The 24981-nt window shown below is 57.8% G+C and carries 21 protein-coding genes, 1 pseudogene and 1 riboswitch; of the genes and pseudogenes, 11 read left to right on the top strand and 11 right to left on the bottom strand.

Annotated features, from left to right (window positions below):
* Window positions 1–25 precede the first annotated feature (25 nt).
* The 6 genes from menD to ACW5XC_RS10155 all read left to right on the top strand — a co-directional run bounded on the left by menD (window position 26) and on the right by ACW5XC_RS10155 (window position 7254).
* Window positions 26–1783, top strand: a complete 1758-nt coding sequence (gene menD, locus ACW5XC_RS10180; RefSeq protein ID WP_042053619.1) for a 2-succinyl-5-enolpyruvyl-6-hydroxy-3-cyclohexene-1-carboxylic-acid synthase — start codon at window positions 26–28, stop codon at window positions 1781–1783.
* Window positions 1773–2540: a 2-succinyl-6-hydroxy-2,4-cyclohexadiene-1-carboxylate synthase gene (gene menH / locus ACW5XC_RS10175; protein ID WP_042053620.1), complete on the top strand. Its 768-nt coding sequence runs from the start codon at window positions 1773–1775 to the stop codon at window positions 2538–2540. The genes menD and menH overlap by 11 nt, the downstream gene beginning before the upstream one ends.
* The gene (gene menB / locus ACW5XC_RS10170) at window positions 2533–3393 is read left to right on the top strand and encodes a 1,4-dihydroxy-2-naphthoyl-CoA synthase (RefSeq protein ID WP_005354934.1); all 861 of its coding nucleotides are present in this window, start codon (window positions 2533–2535) and stop codon (window positions 3391–3393) included. The genes menH and menB overlap by 8 nt, the downstream gene beginning before the upstream one ends.
* The gene (gene menC / locus ACW5XC_RS10165) at window positions 3393–4322 is read left to right on the top strand and encodes an o-succinylbenzoate synthase (protein WP_042053622.1); all 930 of its coding nucleotides are present in this window, start codon (window positions 3393–3395) and stop codon (window positions 4320–4322) included. Before menB ends, menC begins: the two co-directional genes overlap by 1 nt.
* Window positions 4315–5718 carry an AMP-binding protein gene (locus ACW5XC_RS10160; protein ID WP_042053624.1) on the top strand — a complete coding sequence of 468 codons (1404 nt, stop codon included), beginning with the start codon at window positions 4315–4317 and terminating at the stop codon, window positions 5716–5718. Before menC ends, ACW5XC_RS10160 begins: the two co-directional genes overlap by 8 nt.
* Before the next feature lie 300 nt (window positions 5719–6018).
* Entirely contained in the window at window positions 6019–7254 is a 1236-nt protein-coding gene (locus tag ACW5XC_RS10155) for a winged helix-turn-helix domain-containing protein (protein WP_042053627.1), read from the top strand.
* Between the two features lie 2 nt (window positions 7255–7256).
* On the opposite strand, the gene ACW5XC_RS10150 is transcribed toward ACW5XC_RS10155, so the two are convergent.
* The 6 genes from ACW5XC_RS10150 to ACW5XC_RS10125 all read right to left on the bottom strand — a co-directional run bounded on the left by ACW5XC_RS10150 (window position 7257) and on the right by ACW5XC_RS10125 (window position 13208).
* The gene (locus ACW5XC_RS10150; RefSeq protein WP_042053630.1) at window positions 7257–7796 is read right to left on the bottom strand and encodes a fimbrial protein; all 540 of its coding nucleotides are present in this window, start codon (window positions 7794–7796) and stop codon (window positions 7257–7259) included.
* A gap of 8 nt (window positions 7797–7804) precedes the next feature.
* Entirely contained in the window at window positions 7805–8830 is a 1026-nt protein-coding gene (locus ACW5XC_RS10145) for a fimbrial protein (RefSeq protein WP_042053632.1), read from the bottom strand.
* 2 nt (window positions 8831–8832) lie between these two features.
* Entirely contained in the window at window positions 8833–9564 is a 732-nt protein-coding gene (locus ACW5XC_RS10140; RefSeq protein ID WP_042053634.1) for a fimbrial biogenesis chaperone, read from the bottom strand.
* A 10-nt stretch (window positions 9565–9574) separates the two neighbouring features.
* On the bottom strand, window positions 9575–12109 hold the full coding sequence (locus ACW5XC_RS10135; RefSeq protein ID WP_042053636.1) for a fimbria/pilus outer membrane usher protein: 2535 nt from the start codon (window positions 12107–12109) through the stop codon (window positions 9575–9577).
* A gap of 67 nt (window positions 12110–12176) precedes the next feature.
* Window positions 12177–12566, bottom strand: a complete 390-nt coding sequence (locus tag ACW5XC_RS10130) for a hypothetical protein (RefSeq protein ID WP_042053637.1) — start codon at window positions 12564–12566, stop codon at window positions 12177–12179.
* A gap of 99 nt (window positions 12567–12665) precedes the next feature.
* On the bottom strand, window positions 12666–13208 hold the full coding sequence (locus ACW5XC_RS10125; protein WP_042053638.1) for a fimbrial protein: 543 nt from the start codon (window positions 13206–13208) through the stop codon (window positions 12666–12668).
* Window positions 13209–14071: 863 nt separating this feature from the next.
* Window positions 14072–14158, top strand: a riboswitch (cyclic di-GMP riboswitch).
* A gap of 91 nt (window positions 14159–14249) precedes the next feature.
* Here ACW5XC_RS10125 and ACW5XC_RS10120 point away from each other — a divergent pair.
* The 3 genes from ACW5XC_RS10120 (at window position 14250) to ACW5XC_RS10110 (ending at window position 18926) form a co-directional block, all read left to right on the top strand.
* The gene (locus tag ACW5XC_RS10120; protein WP_005354947.1) at window positions 14250–14567 is read left to right on the top strand and encodes a hypothetical protein; all 318 of its coding nucleotides are present in this window, start codon (window positions 14250–14252) and stop codon (window positions 14565–14567) included.
* A gap of 470 nt (window positions 14568–15037) precedes the next feature.
* Entirely contained in the window at window positions 15038–17797 is a 2760-nt protein-coding gene (locus ACW5XC_RS10115; RefSeq protein ID WP_042053640.1) for a collagenase, read from the top strand.
* 187 nt (window positions 17798–17984) lie between these two features.
* Window positions 17985–18926 (top strand): SanA/YdcF family protein, encoded by a 942-nt coding sequence (locus ACW5XC_RS10110; RefSeq protein ID WP_042053642.1) that lies wholly within the window; start codon window positions 17985–17987, stop codon window positions 18924–18926.
* Window positions 18927–19009: 83 nt separating this feature from the next.
* Here ACW5XC_RS10110 and ACW5XC_RS10105 read toward each other — a convergent pair whose 3' ends face one another.
* The 3 genes and pseudogenes from ACW5XC_RS10105 to ACW5XC_RS10095 form a co-directional block, all read right to left on the bottom strand.
* Window positions 19010–19624 carry a superoxide dismutase gene (locus tag ACW5XC_RS10105; RefSeq protein ID WP_042053672.1) on the bottom strand — a complete coding sequence of 205 codons (615 nt, stop codon included), beginning with the start codon at window positions 19622–19624 and terminating at the stop codon, window positions 19010–19012.
* Window positions 19625–19641: 17 nt separating this feature from the next.
* Window positions 19642–20122: pseudogene (locus tag ACW5XC_RS10100) on the bottom strand (hypothetical protein).
* Window positions 20123–20296: 174 nt separating this feature from the next.
* Complete coding sequence (locus ACW5XC_RS10095; protein WP_005335957.1) at window positions 20297–21313, bottom strand: chemotaxis protein; 1017 nt, start codon at window positions 21311–21313, stop codon at window positions 20297–20299.
* A 201-nt stretch (window positions 21314–21514) separates the two neighbouring features.
* Here ACW5XC_RS10095 and ACW5XC_RS10090 point away from each other — a divergent pair, with 201 nt between their 5' ends.
* Entirely contained in the window at window positions 21515–22234 is a 720-nt protein-coding gene (locus ACW5XC_RS10090; RefSeq protein ID WP_042053644.1) for an SDR family NAD(P)-dependent oxidoreductase, read from the top strand.
* On the opposite strand, the gene ACW5XC_RS10085 is transcribed toward ACW5XC_RS10090, so the two are convergent.
* The gene (locus tag ACW5XC_RS10085; protein WP_042053646.1) at window positions 22221–24287 is read right to left on the bottom strand and encodes a tRNA(Met) cytidine acetyltransferase TmcA; all 2067 of its coding nucleotides are present in this window, start codon (window positions 24285–24287) and stop codon (window positions 22221–22223) included. The genes ACW5XC_RS10090 and ACW5XC_RS10085 overlap by 14 nt on opposite strands.
* Window positions 24284–24595 carry an HlyU family transcriptional regulator gene (locus tag ACW5XC_RS10080; protein ID WP_005354958.1) on the bottom strand — a complete coding sequence of 104 codons (312 nt, stop codon included), beginning with the start codon at window positions 24593–24595 and terminating at the stop codon, window positions 24284–24286. The genes ACW5XC_RS10085 and ACW5XC_RS10080 overlap by 4 nt, the downstream gene beginning before the upstream one ends.
* A 136-nt stretch (window positions 24596–24731) precedes the next feature.
* Between ACW5XC_RS10080 and ACW5XC_RS10075 the strand changes: the two genes are divergently transcribed.
* Window positions 24732–24938, top strand: a complete 207-nt coding sequence (locus ACW5XC_RS10075) for a bacterioferritin-associated ferredoxin (protein WP_005335965.1) — start codon at window positions 24732–24734, stop codon at window positions 24936–24938.
* Window positions 24939–24981: the final 43 nt, after the last annotated feature.

Here is a 24981-nt window from a genome sequence, read left to right as displayed (position 1 = left end):
CCCTTTTCACGCTACGAGAGCCCCTATGCCCACCCGTAAAGAGCCTGCCAGCGAAGAGTTTGCCTGCACCCCGTTTTCGAGCCAGCACGCCACCTTCAACCACGTCTGGTCCTCCCTCTTGCTGGAGGAGCTCTTTCGCCTCGGGGTGCGCGACATCGCGCTGGCCCCCGGCTCCCGCTCTGCGCCGCTGACCATGGCCGCCGCGGCCCATCAGGGCTTTCGTCGTCACCTGCACTTTGACGAGCGCGGCCTCGGCTTTATGGCGCTCGGGCTGGCCAAGGGGAGCAACCGGCCGGTGGCGGTGATCATGACCTCCGGCACTGCGGTGGCCAACCTCTGGCCCGCAGTGGCTGAGGCCCAGCTCACCGGCGTGCCGCTGATTATTCTCTCCGCCGATCGCCCTCACGAGCTTATCGACAACGGCGCCAATCAGGCGATCGACCAGCAGGGGATCTTCGGCCGCTACCCCGTCTATCAACAGAACCTGCCGAGCCCCACCCCGACCATTCCGGCGGCGTTTGTGCTGAGCTCGGTGGATCAGGCGCTGGCCAAACAGGCGCTCACTCCCGGAGTGGTGCACTTCAACTGCATGTACCCCGAGCCCCTTTACCCGGGCGAGCACTATCAGGATTTCTCCGACTATCTGGCCCCCCTCGGCGACTGGCTCGGCTCGCACAAGCCATGGAGCCCGTGGCAACAGAACGAGGCCACCTGCCCACCCCAGGCGGAGTGGGAAAGCTTTCGGCAACAGCGCGGCATTGTTGTGGCTGGCCGTATTACCGACCCGAAGCAGGCACAGAATGCCGCCGCGCTGGCGGAGCAACTCGGCTGGCCGCTGCTGGCAGATCTGCAGAGCCAGATCCGCTTCGATAGTCGCAACCTCATCCACATGGATCTGGCGCTCAACGACCCTGAATTCGTCGCCGAGCTCGGCCGCGCCGAGGTGCTGCTGCAATTTGGCGCGCGGCTTGTCTCCAAGCGGCTTGGCCAGTTCATCAAGCACCATTCATGGCAGGATTACTGGCTGGTGGATCCGCAACCGGCGCGGCTCGATCCCGACTACCGGCTGCGCAACCGGCTGCTCTGCAGTGCCAGCGCCTTTGCTGCGGCCCATCCGGTCACCACACAAGCCCCTTGGCACACATTGGCTGAGCTGCAACACAACGCCAGCCAGCAGATCGCCGCTGCCTGCGAGCACTTCTCCGAGCTCGGGGTCTGCCATCGCCTCAACCGCCTGATCGAAGGGCAACTGTTTGTCGGCAACAGCATGCCAGCCCGACTGATGGATATGCTCGGCGAAACGGGCAAGGGGCCGAGCCGAGTGATGACCAACCGCGGCGCCTCCGGCATCGATGGTCTGATCGCCACCGCCTACGGGTTTGCCCAATCGATCGAGCAAGGCAGCAATGAGCCCACCACCCTGTTGCTTGGGGATCTCAGCGCCCTGCACGATCTCAACAGCCTCGCCCTGCTCAGCAAGGCGAGTCGACCGCTGGTGGTGATCCTGCTCAACAACGATGGCGGCAGCATCTTTCGTATGTTGCCGGTGCCCACCGAAGGGGAGCTGCTGGAGAGCTACTACCGGCTACCCCACGGCCTCAGTTTTGAACATGCTGCCGCCATGTTTGGCCTCGCCTATCGCGCGCCGACTACCCTGCCCGAGTTCGAACAGGATTACCGCGCCGCCCTCCAACATGGCGTTACCTTGATCGAGATCCGGGTACCGAGCGAGCAGGTGGCCGATGATCTGAAAGCGCTGGGGGCCGCCATCCGTGGCAAATAAAGATGCCAATGTGCCGCTGGTGCTGCTGCACGGCCTGCTGGGGGATAGCGGCGACTGGCAACCGGTGATCGACCGGCTGCCCGCCATCCGCTGCATCGCCCTCGATCTGCCGGGTCATGGTCAGCATCGAGCCCTCAACGTCAGCGACTTTGAGCAGAGCCACCAGTGGCTGGTCACCGAGCTGGCCAGCCGCAACATTGAACGCTATCTGCTGGCGGGTTATTCGCTGGGGGGGCGACTGGCCCTCTATCACGCCAGCCGCGAGCCCGCCGGGCTACGGGGGCTGCTGCTGGAGAACTGCCACCCGGGGCTACCGGCCAGTGAACGGCCCGCCCGCATCCAGCACGATGAACAGTGGGCGCGGCGCTTCGAGCAGGAGCCCCTGGCTGACGTGCTGGCAGACTGGTACCGGCAAGGGGTGTTTGCCGATCTTGACGATGCGGCCCGGGCCAGCCAGATCGCCCGCCGCTTTGGCAACGACGGTCAGGGCATCGCCACCATGCTGCGCGCCACCTCGCTAGGCAAGCAGCCGGATCTCGCCCCCTGGCTCATGGCGAGCCAGCTGCCGGTCACCTGGGTGAGTGGCAAGCAGGATCACAAATTCCATCAGCTGGCTTGCCAGCTGGCGAACCAGGATCGCAGAATCAACCACTTGGTGCTGGATGGCGGCCATAATCTGCACGCCCATCAGCCTGATAACTTTGCCCGACTCCTCGCGGAGTGGGTCAACCAACAAGAAGAGACGAGTCATGATTGAAGCAATGACGGAAGCTGAACTGTATGCACCTGTTGAATGGCAAGATTGCTCCGCCGGTTACGAGGACATCCTCTATCACAAGTCCAACGATGGCATTGCCAAGATCACCATCAACCGTCCCCAGGTGCGCAACGCCTTCCGCCCCCGCACAGTCAAAGAGATGCTGCAGGCGCTGGCCGATGCCCGTTATGACGATCAGATCGGCACCATCATCCTGACCGGTTTTGGCGAGAAAGCCTTCTGCGCCGGCGGCGACCAGAAGATCCGTGGCGACTACGGTGGATACAGGGATGACGAGGGGACTCACCACCTCAACGTACTCGACTTCCAGCGCGACATCCGCACCTGCCCGAAACCTGTGGTTGCCATGGTGGCCGGTTACGCGGTCGGTGGCGGCCACGTGCTGCACATGATGTGTGACCTGACCATCGCAGCCGACAACGCCCAGTTTGGCCAGACCGGCCCGAAAGTGGGCTCCTTCGACGGCGGTTGGGGTGCTTCCTACATGGCTCGTATCGTCGGCCAGAAGAAGGCCCGCGAAATCTGGTTCCTCTGCCGCATGTACGATGCCCAGCAAGCCCTCGACATGGGTCTGGTCAACACCGTCGTACCATTGGCCGAACTGGAGCGTGAAACCGTGCGCTGGTGCCGTGAAATGCTGCAAAACAGCCCGATGGCGCTGCGTTGCCTGAAAGCCGCCCTCAACGCTGACTGTGACGGGCAGGCGGGCTTGCAGGAGCTGGCGGGCAATGCCACCATGCTCTTCTACATGACCGAAGAGGGTCAGGAAGGCCGCAACGCCTTCAACGAAAAGCGTCGCCCCGACTTCTCCAAATACAAGCGGAACCCCTGATGACACTAGCCCTGTATCGCTATCAACTGCCTTTTACCCAGCCACTGACCTTTCACGGCAAGGTGGAGGTGGCGCGAGAGGGGCTGTTGGTGCGCATCAACGACGGCTGGGGGGAAATCGCCCCCCTGCCCGGCTTCTCGAAAGAGAGCCTGCAACAGGCAGAGGCAGAAGCCCTTGCCACGCTGGCGGTCTTGGCCGCCGGCGATACCCCGAACCCCGTGCTGCCGTCGGTGCAATTTGGCCTCGACTGCGCGCGCCGGACATGGCCCGAGCAGCGCAACCCGCTGCCGGAGCCCTATCCCCTCATTCAAGGCTCCCCCCAAGAGCTGCTGCGCAACTGGAAAGAGTGGCTGCACCGCACGCCTGGCAAGGCCAAACTGAAGGTGGCGCGCTACCCGATGCGTGACGAGCTGGCGCTGATCCGCCTGCTGTGCGACCGCATCCCCTCCCTCAAGCTGGTGCTGGATGCCAACCAGGGCTGGACTCGCGAGGAGGCGTGGACCTTCTGCGGCCACCTCGACCCGAATCGCATCGAGTATCTGGAAGACCCCTGCGCCGACTTTGCCGACATCGCCTTTGTCGCCAACCGCACCGGCATGCCGGTGGCGTTGGACGAACTGCTGGCGCAGGGCAAGCCGTGGGAGCCGATCCCGCAACTGCGCGCGCTGGTGCTCAAGCCTACCCTGCTCGGTTCACTCGCCAACTGCGAAGCGCTGATCGCCCGCGCCCGCGAACTGCGGCTCAAGGTGATCATCTCCTCCTGCTTCGAATCGGATCTGGGCCTGAGCCAGCTGTTTCATCTGGCGGGCGAATGGGCGCCCGAACAGGCGCCGGGTCTGGATACCCGCCGCTGGATGGCGGGCAACCTGCTAGGGGAAGATGGCAAACCGGACCTGAGCCGACTGGAGCAACTGTATTACCGTGATTGACCCCTCCCGTTCACCCGAACAGACACCTTGCCCGGTACGCCACCGGGCAATCACAGCCCCGAACCGCATTGCCATCCACGCAGTCTCCCCCATCAGCTACCGCCAACTCGATGCCCGCCTCAACAGCCTGTGCCAACAGCTGGAACAAGCCGGAGTGCGTCGTGGCGATCATCTGGTAGCGGTGGTGCGCGGTGCGCTGGAAGATGTGCTGCTGGCATGGGCCTGCGTGCGCAGCGGTGTGGTGTTCTGCCCGCTCAATCCCGCCTTTCCTCTCGAAAAGCAGCGCGAGCTGGCGGTACAACTCGATGCCGATGCCTTCTGGTCGGCAGGGGAGATCCCGGCAGGCAACTGGCAACCCTTGTACCTCGACTTCACGCACGAACTGCCAGCAAGCGAGGAAACATGGCCGCTGGAATCGACCCAGCTCAACAACATGATCCTCACCTCCGGCTCTAGCGGTACGCCGAAAGCGGTGGTGCATCGGCTCTGCAACCACCTGGCCTCGGCACGCGGCTCTGCCACCCTTATTCCCCTCGATGAGGCCTGCGGCTGGCTGCTCTCCCTGCCGCTGTTCCATGTGGGCGGCTACGCCATCCTGTTTCGGGTCTTTCTGGCGGGCGCCACGCTGGTACTGGATCAACGTGAACGCTCCCTCAAGGAGCGGCTGGAGTGCCAGCCCATCACTCACCTCTCGTTGGTGCCAACCCAGCTCTGGCGCCTGCTGGCAGAGGGTTTTGATCCCGCCCGTACCCGATTGCGCGAGCTGCTGCTCGGCGGTGCCGCCATCCCGCAGCCGCTGGTGAGCCGCCTCTGCGCTATGGGGCTCGAACCCAAGGTGAGTTATGGTCTCTCCGAGATGGGCAGTCAGGTCTGCACCGCTATCCCCGGCGATGCGGGTGTAGTTGGCAAACCGCTACCGGGACGGGAGGTGTGCATCAGGGAGCAGGAGATCTGCGTGCGCGGCGCCACCCTGTTTGCCGGTTACTACCGGGCGGGCGAGCTGGAACTGCCCCTCGATGACGAGAGCTGGTTTCATACCCGCGACAAGGGGAGGTTTACTGCGGCAGGGGAATTGCTGGTAGAGGGACGGCTCGACAACCTCTTTATCTCGGGTGGCGAAAACATCCAGCCCGAAACCATCGAGCAGCGACTGGTAGATCATCCCGCTGTCGCCCAGGCGCTGGTGGTGCCGGTGCCGAGCGACGAGTGGGGGCAACGCCCCGCCGCCTTTATCGACTGGCACGGTGAGCCGGTTCCCGACTCCGAACTGGCTGCCTGGATCCGCAGCACCCTGCCCGGCTTTATGGTGCCCGACCACTGGCTCCCCTGGCCCGATCTTGGCGGTAATCTCAAGCCACAGCGGAAACAATTTCAGAATATCATTAGGTCGCAATAATTATTCATGCGACAAAAACTGACACCACGGAGCCATCCAAATACACATATGGCTCAAAATAAAATGCTGGTGGTATCAAAATCTTCCTTCTCAGTCTGAATAAATGAGAACGATTACATAAACGGCCTTTTTTTGCACATTTTTTGAACCAAATTAATTGGCTGTAGTACCATACCCTCCACCATGCATTTAGTAGGAAAGCTAACCATATGATAATAAAAGAAATTGACGATTTATCATTATTTGAACAAAGACTGCATGGTGGTAAAATGCACTCCTTGGCAGTAAGACGAGTCACACATGAGTAACAAAATTTATAAAATTGCAGAGGATATCTTTTTCTCCGCTGCAATATTCCGACTCTCGAAAGGGGACAAGGACATTAAGCTCAGCAACAAGGAAGCCGAGCTACTCGAAATGCTGTGTGATGAGGCAGGCACTGTCATTCCAAGAAGCAAACTGCAGGATGCCTTGTGGCCAAATCAGGACAATACCGATACCAATTTGAACCGGCAGATACTCTCGTTGAGAAGAAAGCTGGAATCCTTCGGCTTAATGGATGCGATCGATACCATTCCACGGGTTGGCTATATGTTTTGTGCTCCGATTGAGCTCGCAGGGGAAAGTGAAGAACCAGCGCCAGCGGAAGAAATTCATGCGCCGACGCCTTCCCCTGCACCCCAAGCCAGGCGGCAATATACTCGCCGCAAATATGACCGATATTTCAGCCCAAAGCGTATTTTGCTGTTTGCATTGCTGCTGGTCTCGCTGACTTCACTAGCCCTCGTCATTTATAACTATGCGACAGCAAATACACTACGCACTATCAATTTAGGTCAGATTTCTCTCTATATGACCAGCGAGACGGAAAAAGCACTGAATGTGAAAATAGATTCACTGACGCCCTTGATAAAACCTGTTTCACGTAAAGCTGATGAGCAGATTTCAATTCTGGTTGGAAAAGAAGCTATCAGCTATTTTTCCATCAACAATAGCAGCAGGAAATTATCCGAAAATATCTTCCTGTTGCGTAGCGGTCACCCTGTGGCCGAAGAAGTTCAATGCGTTATCACAACCATGAACCAGCAGGGAAATAATGTTTCCAACAACTATTACAATAATCAAGAAACCACTGTCAGATATCACAGAGATTGTCAGGCACCAGACAACTGGGTAGAAATGACCAGAAAGAGTAAATATATTGTGACCATGAACAGAGAAATTGTAGTGGCCACCGTGATAGCCACTGACAATCAGGGAAAGACGCTGTTCAATCTGGATTCAGTTGGAGATCTGGAGCGGGATAATGGCGATATTTCGGTCGAGATAAAAAATACCATTGTCAATTTCATTGACCAGCAGGCGCTGACCAATAACGCTATGGTCGCCACTCTGGTCGCGGCGCTAACGCCCCCCAAACAAAAAGCCAAGTTCATTCAATTGCCCGGAGGTATTTACCTTTCCAGTTATCTAGGTGGCGTCATCACCTGGCCCAGCCATGGCAATACAAAAGTCATCCAGCGCAACGACTTCTGAGTTTATTCATAAGCAACGATGAAATTGGCGACAGCAGAATAGTCGCCAGGCTGGATGTTCTTGGCGGTCAATGCCGCTGGATGTCCTTCGACTCTGGCAAAAAATTGCAGCTCATTATCTGCCGCACCACCTAGCAGATAGCCGCGGGAGGCACTACCCAAATTCAGAGGTGATTGAGCCACGTCATACAGGCGGATGCCTGCCCCCTTGGCAATCCCAGCCGTGAATGCCAATCCGCCGCTTAGTTCGGTATCCTGCGAGCCAGTAAAGGTCACCTTGGCCATGCGGAAAATACCCGGCTTGCAATTGGTCAGACGAATGGAGAACGGCACTAGCTCCGCGACTCCGTTGGCATAGAGTTCCTTCACATCAACTACCCCCATCTCGACCTCCTGCTCAAGGGATTCGGGAGCGACCACACAGGGCTGGTCGATGATCCGACCATGGAGATTGAGTTCTCCACCAAGAAGTTCAAGGTCATCAGCCGCTGCATTGACCCACAGTGGGAAAATCAGCAACCCCAAACAGCCTAAGCGCAACATATCGACTCCTACTGGAATGACGCAACAATTGTACCGGTTGCATAGAAGTCGCCTGCAGCAACATCCGCACCGGCAGGACTTATCGGGGCGGCAATGAAACCCCAGTCTCCGATATTCCCCTGCATGGAAACCGGATACCAATCATTCAGATTCAGTGTCGAGCCATCCAGCTGTTTGAATTTGATGCCAAGATTATTGATTACATCACCACCTTTATATCCATCTCGAGTGGTTCTGAGATAACTCTGACTAAATGATGTGGGTTTACCAGAAATGGCAAGATTTATTTTCAATGATGAACCTTGATCAAATACCCCACCACTGCACACGAAATTAAGCGGTACAGTTTTTTCAAAATTGTTTCCATCCAACCCTGTGCCAGGTAAATCACCGAATTCGACCTCAATCGTCTGCCCTCCATTGATAGTGCACTTTTCTGGCACATACAGCACGGAGGATTTGATAACGATTCTGGACATGACTTCATTATTGAAACCGACATCTGTTTTACCCAGGCGCCCAAACATTTCGACTATTTCATGATCAGCGATATGCACGCCATTGATAATGGGCTTGCGAACGCGGAATGTTACTTTTCCCTTGCTACCACTACGAAAGCCGAAGGTTGCAGAACCATTTCGTTTACGGCACGTGAACTGCCCTCTGTTGGACTCCTCAGTGAAAGGGGCATTAACATATTCCTTGCGATTTCCTTCAATCCAGATATCAACCTTGAGATCGAGAAACTCATTTAATTTAACGTACCCACCACCGACACTGGGCAGTCCGGCACTCATGACCGCCTTGTAATAAAATGGCTGGTTAATAATATCTTGATCAGGACATATGGCCGTACCACTATATGTTCCGGCCAGATCCCAACCAAACTCCTTCAGAGCCCCCGTCTGGTTGGCAATATCTTCCTTGGTCAGCTCAATGTCATAGGTCTTGGTATCAGCCCTGACTTCACCATTAATAGCCAGCGCCGGCATGGACAAGAACATGATACCAAGTACACCCGTACGCAATATCATCTTCATTTCTCCTTCACTGCTTTACAGGCATTGCCTGTGCACTGGTATTTGATATCCATATATCCGCCGTAGTCATTGACGTAGCTGATCACAAATTCATTACCCAGGGTTTCCGGGATAGTGACCGTCTGCTCTGACTTGGGGGCAACCATAAAGGCAGAGAAACCCTTGATGGTGGTCCGCTCCTTGCCCTGTGGATGACCTAGGCCCACGTAGGTGATGTAGTAAGGGGTCGGATTGTTGACCTTGAGGGCCTTGCCCTGCTTGGTGATCAGCACCTGATCCTGCCAGATGGCACCGCGCTCGGGCAGGATCGCCTCGGGGCGGTAGAACAGCTTGATCTTGGACTGCACGGCAATCTGCATCACGTTGCTCTTCTCGCTCTTGGGCGGGATCTCGCGCAGGTTGAAGTAGTAGATGGACTCGCGATCCTTGGGCAAGCTATCGATGGCCGGCACACTGGCGATGCGCACGATGGACTTCTGGTTGGCATCCACCCGCTGTACCGGCGGCAGCACCACGAAGGGAGAAGAGATCTTCTGGCCTTGGGCATCTTCAATCCAGGCCTGCGCCAAGTAGGGCAGCTTCTGGTTCTCGTTCTTGATGTTGAGGCTGATGGACTTTGCGCCGCCCGGATAAACGGCACGAGTACGATCCAGCACAATGGCGGCACTGACGTTGAGTGAGGTCATGCCAAGCGCAGCCAGACAGATATAAGAGAGCAGCTTTTTCATCGGTATCCCATTACTTGCAAGTGAGAGTCTTCATCGACAGATCGGTTACTTGTTGCGGCGCCACTATCTTGCACTGGCGGGCCCCGCCCCAGGAGAGTTCAAACGCTTCATTCGGTTTCACCCCGGTCAGATAGACCAGGCCATCTTCATCCACCACCGAGAGCACACGGCCGGAATCCTTGACGACGGTGGCGCCAAATGGCGGCACTGAGCCATCGGGTAGTCTGACACTGGCCAGCAGCTTGAACCCTTCGGCAATTTCGAAAGCATTATACCCAATTGCGCCCTCGGTCAGGGTCCCCTGCTTGATGGCGTTCATCGCATCGATGTCGTCGCTCAGCTGATCCACATCGACCCGGGTGTCGCTCTTGCGATAGTCGGTCATGTCGCTGATCACCGCGACGCCAAAGCGGTTGGTCACGGCGCGGCCATTGTTGAAAGAGACGCCGGAGGTATTATCGGTATCCACCATCATGCGGGTACCGCCACGACGAGTCGCCTGGTGGAGGGCTGCACCGTGCTGGGTCGCCGTCAGACCGCCACGCAGGCTGGCACCAACCGAGGTGTATTCGCTCTGCACGCTGTAGGCATTGAGGCTGACCGCACCGATGTCGCTGTTGTGGTTGTAGTAACCCCGCGCCACGGCGTGGCCGTTGCTCTGCACACCCGCCCCCAGCTGATAGGTATCATCCGGTCGACTGTAGTCCTGATAGGTGGCCAGGTGAGTCACCTTGCCGTTGGAGGACTGCACGCTGTATCCCGCGCTCTTTCTGTCCCCGATCGGCATGCTCAGGGTCAGCATGACGCTCTTGTCATCCTCGTAGTTCTCGGTCTTGGTCTTGTAGGCCGACACATAGACGGAGACATCCTTGAAACTGCCGATGTTCACGTTCTTGTTGATGGAGAGGCCGTAGCGATCCTCTGCCTCGTGATCCCAATAGGTTCTGTGGGTGTAGTCCAGATAAACCGTCAGCGCCTTGGCCGCATCCTCCGCCCAGAAGGTCTTGTTGGCGGTGATGGTGTAGAGCTCCTTGTCACCCCAGGTGTTGTAGTCATCGCTCGAGGTCGTAGTGTTGTTCTCCAACCGATCCTTGTTATTGAGGAACTGCGACATGGTCATGAAGTCATGTTGGGAGAAGCGATAACCCGCGAAGGTGATCGAGCTGTTGTATTCATCAAACTGCTTGGCGTAGTTCACCCGTACCGACTGGCCAATCTTGGTCGACAGGCCCGGCAACTTGGCGATGGACTGGGTCAGGTCGGCGGAAATAGCGCCGAAGGCATAGAGATCACGACCGATACCCAATCCCATGGAGTTGTATTCACCCGCAATCAGGCTGCCGCCGTACAGCGACCAGGAGTTCGCCACCCCCCAGGAGAAATCACCGGTCACAAAGGCAGGGCCGTGCACATCGTGCACCGAATCCGTCTGTTCGGAAGGTGCACCAACCGCTAGGTTGTATCGGACATAGCCAGGGCGAGTCAGGTAGGGAACGGTTGCCGTGTCTACCTGGAACGAATTGACACTGCCATCTTGCTCCTCTACCCGCACATCAAGGCGGCCGCGCACCGAGCTGTCCAGCCCCTGGATGCGAAACGGGCCCGCCGGCACGTTGGTTTCATAGATGATCCGGCCGGACTGGGAGATGGTGACCTTGGCGTTGGTCTTGGCAATACCGCTCACTTCCGGCGCATAACCCTGCAGACTAGGCGGCAGCATGCGCTCGTCATTGGCCAGGTTGACGCCGGTATAGCGGAAACCATCGATTAACTGGGAGTTGAGCTGCTGCTCACCCACTGTCAGCTTGGCGGCCATGTTCGGCAGCGGACGATAGGCATAGATACGGTTCAACTCGGTCGATGTCCGCTCATTGTCGCCCCAGTAAGAGCTGGCCTGATAGTCACCCCGCAGACGCCAAGCGCCGTAGTTGAACCCCAGCGTACCATAGCTGCTGATGTTGCGATTGGAGTAACCATCGCCTTCGTTGACTTGGGCGTTAATGTTGTAATCAAGCATCATCCCCGGGATCCCTTCATCCCATTGTTCGGGCGGAATCCAGTTGGGATCGCTGTACTTCATCCACGCCTGAGGGATGGCAATGCGCAGCAAGCCGTTACCGATATCGTTCGAGATCACTACGCCGTCCAGCGCCAGCAGGTTGGCACACTGGCCATCGTGCCAGGTACCGATCTTGGCGATGGCCTCGTCGGTCAGCGCCAGCTTGGGGATCACATCTTGCGGCAGGCAGGCCACCCCGCCCTTTCCCTTGCCAGTATCGTTCTCGTAGAAAGGGATTTTCTGCAGAGGCAGCTTGTTCTTGTTGACCTCGATCTCGAGGTAGTAGTCGCCGGGCAGGATGTAGCCTTCGTCGGCAAACTGGGAGAGGTCGATCTTGGTCCGATCATCCAGATCGAGCGCATCAATATTAAACTCCGTTTCTGCCCATGCGTGATTTGCTACCGCCATCAGGCCGGACACGCATAGCATAAAAGTCATTTTTGAATAATGTTTTTTTCTCACAGAGTCTGATGTTGAAACGCTCATATTTTCACTCTAGGAATTGCATAAAGGTCTCACGTAATGAGGTATCTACACTAAGCAATTGGTTTGCTTACATATAATTGAGTTCTAACAGCGTCGTACTGTCTTGGAAAAACAGCTGACTGCTCATGAGCCCCAAATTGAATTCCAGATCACTGTTGACGATATCCGAGACAATAAAGCGCTCGCCGGACACCTTGTGATATTGGCCGTTATTGAGAATGCCCAGCTCATCGCTCATGGCACCACGCACGGACATGGAAATAAAAGGCAGTGATGCCACCGTTGCCCCGTCAACCTGACAACCGCTGATTTTCAGCGTGCCCAGTTGCTGAGCCTGCAATGGAATACTGCGCAGCACCTCCAGCGTACAGCCCGATTCGGCTAGTCCATCCGTGAGTTCGTTGGCGTGGACTGATCCCGCCATCATCACCAGTTGCAGCACCATGGCCGCCATCATTGAAGTTTTCATGATTAGGGTTCGATGTGAGGAAACAGAATGTGTGAAGTTGTGGTGGCTCGCACCACCACAACCCTTGTCACACGTTAAGGCACTCTATTACTCGTAGGAGAGAGTAAAGTTGGTCACTGCAGTGAAAGCACCGGCTTTCAGCGGGTTGGTGTCTTGGCTTGCATAGCCTTTCAGCACGGCGCTAAAGGGCAACTCGTTGTCACCGTTGACCAGGCCGAAGGCGGCAGTCGGGGTACCCAGTACGATCGGAGCACCGCCCGGAGCGGTCATCTTGATACCGGCACCCGCGGCGTCACCACCACCGATCACCAGCAGGCTGGGGTCTACCGGGTCTTTGGCACCACTGAAGGTCACCTTGACGGCATCTTCCTTGTCAGAGATTTCACAGTTCAGCAGCTTGATGCTGAACGGCTTGGAGCTGGACTCACCACCGTTGGCCAGCTCTTTGGTGCTGATCTGGCCCATTTCAACTACCTGGTCAACAGACTCAGGGGCTACAGAGCAAGGGGCGTTGATGATTTCACCGTTAAAAGTGACTTTACCGGAACCGGCACCACCAGCAGCAAAAGCGGAGCCGCACATCAGCATGGAACCAACACCCATAGCAACCAGAATCTTATTAGCTTTCATTCGTTTATACCTACATTAACGTGTGTTGTACTGCATCACTCCAATCATGCTGGAGTCACGATATTAAGTGATGCCGCGATATACTGCACAGCAACTGTTGGCGCTCGTCTCTCATTAAGCCGATGAGAAGTCATGCCAATAATAAACTGTGCCTCTTCAGGTTTATTTAAATAAGCAAAAGCAGCACACCGCATCAGGGGTAGTTCCCGCTACACCTCAACTGCACAACTACATACGTCCTTGTCGTCTGTGCAGAAAGCCGCATTCCGCTTTTGCTTGACGAACAAATTAACGACTCGTTTGATGCACATCAAATACATTTTGATTTGTATAAATTTTTTTATAAACACCTAAAAAACAACGACTTAAACCAACAATGAAACATAAAACGATATCATGAAATAAATAAAGTTCATATAAAGGGCATCTATTGCAATATTGTCAGACTATGAATTTAAAGTCGCACACAAAATTTCAACAAGAACACAACAAAGATAATCTATCTATTTTTGACAATAGTTATCAACCACTTCATAAACCGCCCCCTAAAGAGGTAATCAGGTAATCAGGTAATCAGGTAATCAGGTAATCAGGTAATCAGGTAATCAGGTAATCAGGTAATCAGGTAATCAGGTAATCAGGTAATCAAATTATTGGCAGCCCACACATAAATATACATCTACTACATTACATATTAATCATAGATATGACGCGCTAATATAGAGGCTTGTCCGCAATATTCACAGGCATGATTTGAGATAAAAAATAAATATACGTTATTAATTATGCAGACTAACTGTGATCCATCTCTCATGATTTTTAAGCCGATTGATTTCTCAAAGTGGAGTGTTATCATCTAGACATAGAGTAAAGGGCAAACCGATCGAAAGGTCGGGACGCAAAGCCACCGGTCTAAGGGTTTTGATACCTAAGACAGCGGAGCTGCCATCTGAGAAGAGTGATGTTATTGCCGATTTATGGCATTACTCTTTGATTGCGTTGCCCTTTTCGTACAACACCTGTGACGAAAAGGACATAGATATGAAAGCTCAACACACCGCCTCCCGTTTAGTTCGCAAGACAGTTTTCTCTGTATGCACCTCCTTGCTGCTTGGTACCGCCTTGTTGCCATCCACAGCTTCTGCGGCTGATGGCTCAGTGACGTTTACTGGCACTATCTATGAATCTCCATGTGATTTTTCTGACAGCAGCGTGACCTGCTATTCAGGCATGAACAAGCAAACCATGCCTTTGGCTCACTTGCAGCAAGCCGGTCAAATCAGCTCAATTAGCAGCACTATCAGCTACAAAGTGACCAATGCCAGCAACATGGCGATCGTGACTGTCAGCTATCTCTGATGACTCATCTGTAGTGACGCTGAAATTGGCGCGAAACAGATGAGCAGGTGGTGTTGAAAGCAACTCTTATCAGGTCGCCTGTGCTACCCATACAGGCGGCCAATATCTTTTCATCCCGCCTCCTCACGAACAAATAGCTGGCTTTGCTGATTGAGTCACCAGTCATCATGCGCCCAGATAATGTGGCTTAAGCCACAGGGACATCTCGCTTTTCCTGGTCATTTGCTGCATGTCTCGTGTTGATTAAATGAGATCTGACACGCACTTTACACAACTAACAACTTCTTCAATAAAGTCGCATGTGAGCCCTCACTACGGCAGCAGGAGTTCAAAAACAGCAAGCATATAAATCAACGCTATATCATTGATTTATATGTCATTTAAAAAATCATTGATATTCCTTTGAGTCCCTGTAAATTGCCTTGCGATTACTCGCAAGACAATACACAAACAAGAACAAAGGGATAAAAATGAACCGTTCAGGTACCGGGTGGCTGCTGCTGGCAGGCCCCCTGCTTTTGGCTACATCCTCGGCGCAAGCCAACTACTCCCCCAATGACTGGCGACAGTATCAGCTGACTGGCGAATCGAGGCGGCAACTGGCCGCGCGCATCACCGAGATCACCTACGAGCTCAAGGCGCGCAGCAGCAATGCTCCTTACCAGCAGCTCAGGGTCTACCGTCGCTTCGACTGGCAGAGCAGCGATCTCGCTGCACTGGCCGAACAGCAGTGTGGCGAGCCGCAGCTCAAGGTAGATGCGGGCTGGCAGATCCGCTTCGTGCGCTGTGAAGATCGGATTCCGGCGGGCAAGCTCATTCCCGCCAGCAGTTATGACTTTGGTTATGGCCTCAAGCAGGGTCGCTGGGAGCAGCTGGCGGGCACGCCGACCGCCCAGCGGCAGGATCGTCTGCCGCTGCCGCAAGCCATCATCCTGGGTCAGAGTGAAAGGGAGCTGGATCGCTGCGAACTCAACGCACAAGGCCGCTGCGCAGAGTCGGAGTGGCACTATCAGCCGCAGGATTGGCAGCAGTTGCAGGTACTTGAAGAGACCCCGAGCGAGCGGGATGGCCGGTTGGAGCAGATTTTCTTCCGTCTGCAACCGGTGGCAGGCAGTCAGGCGGCCGCTCAGGTCAGCGAGATCCATGTCTGGCGCCGCTATCAGTGGCTGCTGGATCAACTCACGCCTCAGCAGGAGTGTGATGAGCCGCAGGAGCGCAAGGAGGGGAGCAACACCATCCGCTATCGCATCTGCCGTCAGGTGATCCCCACTGGCAGCGAGGTTCAGGTAACGCTGCAAGATAGCGGCTACCAATACCCGGTCGCTGGCGGCGAGTGGCAACCCCTGCCAGAGAGCAAAGCGTGGCAGGAGAGTCGGGTGCTCAATCGCCCCATCGTGCTGGCCAGCAAGGAGGAGCAGCTGGAGTGCCGCCGCGCCAACGGTCGTCTCTGCTCCGAGCCCGAGCTGCCCGATGTGGATCTGCTCGACAGCGATGCCGCCAAACTGGTGGCCGACGTGAGCGGCCAGAACAGTCCTGCCTGGCAGGCGGATTACGGCCACGATGACGCCAAGCTGATGGCGGTGGTGCGCGGCATACGAGCCCTGCTGGCGGCCAACCAGCCGACCCATCCGGCAATGGACAAGCTGCTCTACTATGTGCGCGCCCACAACTACCACGGCGGCGTTGGCAAGGAGAGTGATCAGGTCGCCCGGGCACTGGCCGGGGTGATGATTGATCTGCTCAACCACCCCCTGCTGCTGGGAGCTGAACCGCAGGATCAGGCTGGCACAGTGCTGGAAGCCTGGAGCGTAGCGGCGCAGGGACAGCTTGGGCAAGCCGCCTTCCGCCAGAATGCCGCCCCCATGCTGGCCCAGCTCAACCAGGCGCTCGGCTACGCGGTGCAACATGCGGCACAGATCAATGGCCACAAACCCTGGGCCGATGGCCTGTTCGAGCTGCTCAATCTGGTCGATCAGAGCGCCGCTTACGGTCAGCAGGCTGACTTCAGCGCAGCTGTGCTGCAACAGGAGGCGGCATTGCGCCAGAGCCTGCTGCAACTGGGCCTGAGCGAGCTGGCCCTCTGGAAACAGCGCGATGGCTCACGGGATCTGTTTATCTTCAACAACATCCTCGATGCCCACAGCCGCCTCTACCAGATGATGCGCTACCTCCATCACACCAGCCCGGATAAGGCGATTGCCTATCGCCAACAGCTGGATCGCGATGTCATCGCCATCATGCGCCAGCAGGGGCTGATCCCGGGTGGCCAGCATCCGGCCGCCATGCTGGAAGAGGTCTCCCTGACCCTCTCCAGCTACTACCTCACCTACACGGATCGCACCAGCGAAGCCTGTGTCAGCGGCGAGTTCGCCGGGCTTTGTACCCCGATCCGCATGGAAGATATTCTGCCGTTCGAGCACACCTGCTCACCCACCCTGCGTCTGCGCGCTCAGGATCTGACTCAGGCTCAGGCCGAAGGGATCTGCCGCGAGCTGGGTGATGAAGAGCAGCGCTTCCACCAGCAGATGGAGACTGGCTGGCAACCGGTGGCCGATGATCACAACGAGGCGCTGGAGCTGGTGATCTTCAACTCCTCCGCCGACTGGGGCCGCTACGGCAGCGCGCTGTTTGGCGTCTCCACCGACAATGGCGGCATCTATATCGAGGGGGATCCGGCTCGCCCCGGCAATCAGGCCCGCTTCTTCGCCTATGAGGCGGAGTGGAAACGCCCTGCTTTCCAGGTGTGGAACCTGCGCCACGAGTACATTCACTATCTGGATGGCCGCTTTAACCAGTACGGCAGCTTCGGCCACTATCCGCTCAACCGCACCACCTGGTGGGCCGAGGGGGTTGCAGAGTACATCGCCCACGGGCAGTGTTTTGCCCGGGGTCTGGATAACGTGGCAAACCGCCCCGCCAACCAGCGTCCGACACTGGCGGCTATCCTCCACCTTGACTACGACCAGGGTGGCGAGATGGTCTACTCCTGGTCCTATACCGTGCACCGCTTCCTCAACGATACCGGTCGCGGCGCCAGCTGGCTGGCGCTGGCACAGGCGCTGCGCAATCCGGATCGACAGCAGGCGATGAGCGACTTCGAAGGGGAGCTGGACCGCCTGATCGCCAACGACAGCGACGCCTATCAGGCATGGCTCGCCCGGGATCTGCTGCCCTGGTGGCAAGCCAACAAGGAGTCAGACGCCTGCAAGGGTAACGACTCCGCCCACTGATAAACCTTCACCCAACAGAGGGGCTGCCACCGCAGCCCCTCTCTTCATCCTCCCGCTCTCCCGGCCTCTGCTGCGACAACCTCTGCCCGAATGAGGTGCCCGCCCGTTATCAAGCCTGACGCCAGCGGCCGAGTTGTAATAGAATGCCGATAGCCACTCCCAACTTCAGACCCTGACCGCACCGCGCATGAAGAAGTTTGCCAAGATCCTCCTCGCCTGCCTTGTTTTGCTGCTGGCCCTGATTGCCATGCTGCTGGGCTACAGCGAGTGGATCGTCTCGGATGCCCGTCACTACACCTACGATCAGGTGGACAAGGTGCCCTACAACCGGGTTGCGGTGGTGCTGGGTACCTCCAAATATCTCTCCGGTGGCGGCCCCAACCACTACTTCAAATACCGCATCAAGGCGGCGGCCGAGCTCTATAACAATGCCAAGGTGGACTTCATCATCGTCTCCGGTGACAACGCTACCGTGCAGTACAACGAGCCACGCCAGATGCGCCGCGCCCTGATCAAGGCGGGCATCCCCGCCTCCGCCATTTATATGGATTTCGCCGGATTTCGCACCCTCGACTCAGTGGTTCGCGCCAAAGAGGTATTCGGCCAGGAGCGCTTTACCGTGGTCTCCCAGGGCTTTCATAACGAGCGGGCCATTTTCATCGCCCGCCATTTCGGTATCGATGCGGTCGGCTTCAATGCCGAGGATCCCAGCGCCTATCAGGGGATCCGAACCCGGGTGCGGGAAGTCTTTGCCCGCCTGATGGGGTTACTCGACCTCTATGTACTGGACAAGGGGCCCAAGTTCCTCGGCGCTCCTGTGCCCATCGGTCTGCCTGTGCCTTGCCAGTCACTGAGCACCATCGGCAGCCTGCAACCCTGCCTCAAACAGCCCAAACCGGCGATGGATGAGGCCAAGCCAGCGGCAGTATCTGCCGCGGTTGCCACCGAGTCGGCTACTCCATCTTCCTCGGCCGTGACGGAACAAGTCACTCCAGCTTTATCCGCTGCGGCAACGACTGAGCCGGTCACTCCCGCCAAATCCGCGGCAGAAACCGCCGCCGAGATGCCCAGCGCGGCCTTGCCCACAATGCCGATGGCCCCTTCAGCCGCCAGCACAGCCGCACCATAAACAGATGACCCGCCAACTGGCGGGTCTTGTTATTACAGCGCAGGTTGTGGCGGCGATTCTGCACACCCATACCCGGCGACAGGTCAGCCTCGCGCCGCCTGATAGCGGCGGGCCACTTCAGCCCAATCCACCACCTGATAGAAGGCTGCGATATAGTCAGGACGCTTGTTCTGGTACTTGAGATAGTAGGCGTGCTCCCACACATCCAGTCCCAGGATCGGGGTATGGCCATGCATCAGGGGACTATCCTGATTGGCACTGCTCTCCACCTGCAATCTGCCCGCCTTGTCCACCACCAGCCAGGCCCAGCCGCTGCCAAAGCGGCTCAGGGCCGCCTGAGTGAAGGCCTGCTTGAAGGCATCGAATCCCCCCAATTCCCGCTCGATGGCCAGAGCCAGCTCACCACCCGGCTCACCGCCCCCCTGCGGGCTCATCACCAGCCAGAACAGGGAGTGGTTGGCATGGCCGCCACCATGGTTGCGGACCGCCCCCTGCAAGGTGGCAGGCAAAGTATCGAAGCGGCGCAGCAGCTCCTCTACCGGCAGTGCAGCCAGCTCGGGCGCCCCTTCCAGCGCGGCGTTGAGGTTGTTGATATAGGTCTGGTGATGACGGCTATGGTGGATCTCCATGGTCAGGGCATCGATATGGGGTTCCAGTGCGTCGTAGGCATAGTTCAGGGCAGGCAGGGTATGGCTCATGATGACCTCTGTTCGGATTAATGGAGCCGGGATGAGGGCTCGCTCTGACACAGGCAGTGACCGAGCGAACACATGATCCCGGCGTGGCTGCCGTGGCGCTGTACGAACGTCAGCAACTCGGCACGAGTTGTGCGGGTATGGCGCAATGCAGCCTCTCGCAGGCGAGAGGAGCAAGCGGGGGGAGTGACAGGTCGCCATCAGGCAGTCGTGCACATAGCAGAGCAGGTCGGCGGCGCGATCGGGCAGAGTCATGGCCACCAGCAGATCCGCCAGATTGTGGTGAGCCACAACCAGCGCAGCCACCGCCTCATCGGCGTCGTGCCACTGCACCAATTGCTGACGAGCCAGCCAGAGCGCCTGCTGATAATGGGCCAACGCCTGATGATACTCGCCGCAGTCAAACAGCCGGTTGCCCTCTCTGGTCTGCTGTTTCCAGTGACTCATGCTGCTGCCACCTTCGGTCGACTCGACCCACCCCTTCACCCAGGTTGCTGTCATATGCTTCACACCAACAAATGATAATAATTATCATTACATGAATCATATCCGGGAGACAAGGGGCGTCGGGATCGCAGCAAACAGCCAAAACAGCGCGGCCACCCCTTGGCAAGGAGTGGCCGCTTGAGGCACCGGTCAGTGGATTCGACCGGCTAATTGGAAGTTAACGGCAGGTCAGATGTTGTTGGCTGGCGAAGGCGGGGCGATCCCCAGCAGCATATGGTCCATCATCCCCACCATGCGCCCTATCTCGGGCTTGGTGATGGTATCATTGGCCCCCAGTTGTAGCGCTTTCTGACGGTTGTCATCGCTCATCAGGGAGGAGAACATCACGATGGGCATCTCCTTGTAGGAGGGGGTATCCCGCAGCCGCTTGAGCAGGTGCATACCATCCATGCGCGGCATCTCCACATCGGTGATCACCGCATTTACGAAGCCGGTCACCGGCATTCTTTCCTCTTGGGCCAGACGATCGAAATCCGTCATCATCTCCAGCCCCTCTCCCCCGTCCTTGGCCGTAATCACGTTGTAGCCAGCGGTGCGCAGGGTGGTCTCGATCATCTTGCGGATAAAGGCCGAGTCGTCCACCACCAGAATTGTTTTGCCCTGTCGCAGCGCCATCATGCGATCGTCGATAAGCACTTTGCGATCCTGGGTGACGTCGTACTTCTCCATACTGAGCTCGGGGTTGATATCGGCGATGATCTTCTCGAAATCGAGGATCATGATGAGGTTACCATCGCGCCTGACCACGGCCACCACGCAGTCGTTCTCCCCCGCTTCCAGAAACTGGCTGGGAGACTCCACATCCTCCCAGGAGACCCGGTGGATCCTGCTGACGCTATCGATCAGAAAGCCGTTGGCCATCTTGTTGAAGTCGGTGACGATCACCACCTTGTGGCTGGGGTCAGGGTTGGTTTTGATGCCGAGCCAGCCCGCCAGATCCACCAGCGGGATGAGACGATCCCGCAGGGAGAATACCCCCACCATATGGCGCTGGGCATTGGGGTAATCAGTGGTCTCCGGCACCCGGATCACCTCGCGTACCTTGGCGACGTTGATCCCGTAATAAGCGGTTTTTTCACGACCGTCCGGTAGCTGCTTCTTGAGGTGAAACTCGATGATCTCAAGCTCGTTGGTGCCACTTTCGGTCAGGATAGATTTACGCTCTTCCCCATCTTTGGACATCATGGTGACTCTCATTCTGGTTGCGCGGGCAGCAGACCGCTGCGGTTTTCCCTCAGTATAGGAATGGATTTCACCCAACGGCTCGGATCTCGGCAAGATTGCAGCGTTAACCGCTTGATCCCGCAGGCTGGCACGATCGTATCTGCCAATCAGGACAACATTGGCGGATGGTGAAATCCATCATGTACTCACAAGGAGCCTGAGATGAGTGAAGGCATTGTCGTGATTGGCGCTTCTGGCGGTATCGGGGCGGCTCTGGTAACACACTGGTTGGCGGCGGGTGTCGGGCCAGTGATTGCCATCAGCCGTCAGCCCGCACCAGCAGAAGCCTCTTCGCCAGCCCTGCACTGGCTATGTAGTGATTACAGCGATGAGCAGATGGCAACTGCGGTAGCCCGCATCGCGGAGTTGGCACCGAGACCGCATCGGGTGGTGCTCTGCAACGGCATACTGCATCAGGGGGAGATCCAGCCGGAGAAGCGACTCGAAGCAATCAATCTCGATGCCATGACCCGCCTCTACCAGACCAACGCCCTGCTGCCGCTGCGCTGGATCAGCCAGTTGTTACCGCTGTTTGGCCGCGAGCCTTGCACTCTGGCCGTTCTCAGCGCTCGGGTCGGCAGCATTGGCGACAACCGAGCGGGCGGCTGGTATGGCTATCGCGCATCCAAGGCAGCCCTCAACATGCTGCTCAAGTGTGCCGCCATCGAGCTGGCCCGGCGGGCCCCCGGCGTCAAATTGCTGGCCTTCCATCCCGGCACCGTGAATACCCCACTCTCCCGCCCGTTTCACGCTAATGTACCGGCGGGAAATGTGCTGAGTCCCGAGCTGGTAGCCGACCATCTGATTAACCTGATGAACCGGCTGCAACCGGATGGCGAGTTGAGCTTTCTCGACTGGCAGGGCAAACCTATCGAGTGGTAGGGGAACTCAAGAGACGCGCCAGCAGCGCCCGCAAACTCTTGATCACGGCGGGCTTGCCCGCCAGTTGCAACCTAGCAGCCAGCGCCCCCCACTCTGCGTATTGCCAGATGGTAGCGATCAGCAGATAACGCTCTTCAGGAGTCAGTGAACCCAGCACAGCCAGATGGCGTGCCAGCCACAGCTGCAAGCTGGATTGGCTCAGTTCGAACGGCTTGTGATGCAGGGCAAAGCACTCAACCTCATCGCGCTCGTACTCGCCAAGCTCCGCTGCGGTAGCGGTGCTGCCTTGCAGACATTGCCATACCAGCTCGGGATCCAATCCTTTCAACTCACCCGCCAGCAGGGTCGGCAGCTGGCGTACAAAACGCTGCTGCCATTGATTCAACTCGATCTCATGCTCGGGTTTCAGCGCTTTGAGCAGCAGGGCTGCGTGGCAGCCGCTGGCGGCATCCCGCTGCAGGCCGATGCGCAGCACCTCCAGCCCTGCCTTGCGCCAGAAGGGGAGCAGGTCGGCGCTGGCCGAAAAGGCAGAACCGAGGTAATCGATCCCCACCTGACGATAATGTTCTTCAAGCCTGCCAAGCAGCAGCGAACCCAGCCCGTGGCGGTGTAGCTCGGGATGGATGGCGATACGCATCACCCGGGCGTAGCTGCGCCCCCCCGCCGTTTTAAAACCGGCGTGGGCCAGCAGCGATTGGGGCAGCAGATGGCCGCGCGGACGGCGGCGACCGGCCCAGATCGCCTCGGCCAGTTCGGGCTCTATCTCCCCTTCCCGCGCCACCAGCGCCACACCCAGCAGGCTCGCATCCTGCTCCAGCAGATGGATGTCGAGATCCGGGCTCTCCAGCAGGGATCTGAGATCGCTCGGCGTAGTCTGGTAGTGAGCCAGCACCAGCAAGCCGAACAGCTGGTTGAGCAACGTCTCATCGCTCGCCAGCGCCTCTTGGCTGACCAGACGCCAGCTCGGGCTGGTAGGCGGCAAGGGCGTTGCCACTTCGGCATCAAGCCCCAGCAGGCGGAAAATCAGCGGCTCCAGCGGATCACGCTCACTCCAGCGAATGGGCTCAGAGAGGTGGATCTCCTGCCACTCCGGGGTCTGGCTATCGAGCACCCGTTTGAAGCGCAGGTGAAAACCGCGCCCCGTCCCCTCGTAACCATGCTCGGTGGTGGCAAACACGATGCGGCTGTGGCGGGCCAGCATGGCCTCGAGCAGCGGGGTCGGAATGGCGGCCGCTTCATCCACCAGCAGCAGATCGGGATTAATCGCCTCGTGCACCAGCCGATCTGGCGAGCAGTAGCTCAGTCCGGTCAGCTGTTCCGGCGTGGTATCTAGCCCACGAGCGGCGTGGGCAAACAGGGTCGCTACCGTTGCCTGCGAGGGGGCCGTCACCACTATGTTCAGCCCTGGCTGCTGGCGCAGCAGCTCGGCGGCAGTCAGCCCCAGCAGCGCACTCTTGCCACGACCGCGGTCGGCACTCAGCACCTGCGGCCGGCGGCGATGACCGTGCAACACCTTGTGGATGGCGGGCAGTGCCCGCGCCTGATCGCAGCTCAATGGCTGCTCGGGCCCAAGCGGTTGCCACGGCTGCGAGCAAATCGGCGGCGCCAGCGAGAGGGCAGGATCCCCGTCCAGCAACCGCACCAGCCGGGCGATAAAGCCGTGACCGGCCCGACTGGCCTCCTCCGGCTGGGCCACCAGCCGGATCCGGTCGGGATCCGGCCATGCGGGCCACTGCGCTCTGGGTGGCGTCAACAGCAACAGCAAGCCACCGGCGCGCAGAGTGCCAGCCAGCGCCCCGAAGGCGTCGGGATGAAAGCCGCTGAAGGCGTTGAACACCAGCGTGTCGCACTCCTGACCAAGCCGCTGCAGCGCCTTGGCGGCCGGTTGCGGGGCATAGCACTCGGGCCCGGCTCCCAGCCAGAAGACCGTCTCGCCGAGCAGGGATTGGGCGCGGGCAATGCAGTCGGCCTCCTCCCCCTCCAGCCAGATCAGACGCCGTTCACCGGCGCGGGCCAGCGCCTCGCACAGCAGGGTGACCTCTTGCTGTGTCATGAAGCTTGGCTGTCAGCCGGTTTGCGGGGCTCGAACATGCGATCTCCCATCTGATCGATAAAGGTGTGAGCCTTCTGTACCATGAAACGCTCGGCATCGGCCGGATTGGCAAACAGATCGGAGCGGATGAAACGGTGGGTTTGCAGCACGCCATCCAGCTCCTTGGTGATGCGGCCCGCCAGCCGATACTGGCCACCTTCTGCCATCGGCTCGGGATAGATGAGATAGCCGGCATATTCGGTGGGAGTGACTTCCGGCGCCTTGGTCGGCTCGCCCCCGAACAGGGCGCTGAACAGTTTCTTGAGCATGGTGATCTCCTCTGGTTGCCAGCATTGTCCCCAAGGGGTTGCACAGTGGCAAGCAGGGGATCTTATTACCAATGGTTATTTGCACTACGAACCATTCTCATTTAGATTTCATCTCATTCCACAAGAGGTGACCATCATGTACGTCTGTTTGTGCCGCGGTATCACAGATACCCAGATCCGCAAAGCGGTGCAGTCAGGTAAAAGCGAATTCCGTCAGCTCAAGCAGTCGCTCGAGGTGGGCGCCCAATGTGGCAAATGCGTGCGCATGACCATGGAGATTATCGCCGCCGAGCTCGACAAGATGGAGCAGGAGCAACCCGTGCTCTACTACGAAGTGGCCTGATCCTGACACCTCTTTTCTGATGCGACCCGCCAACAGGGTCACC

The sequence above is a fragment of the Aeromonas sp. 25-AL00135 genome (assembly GCF_054052385.1).
Note: the sequence above shows the minus strand (reverse complement) of the source record. Positions and strands in the feature narration are given on the sequence as shown.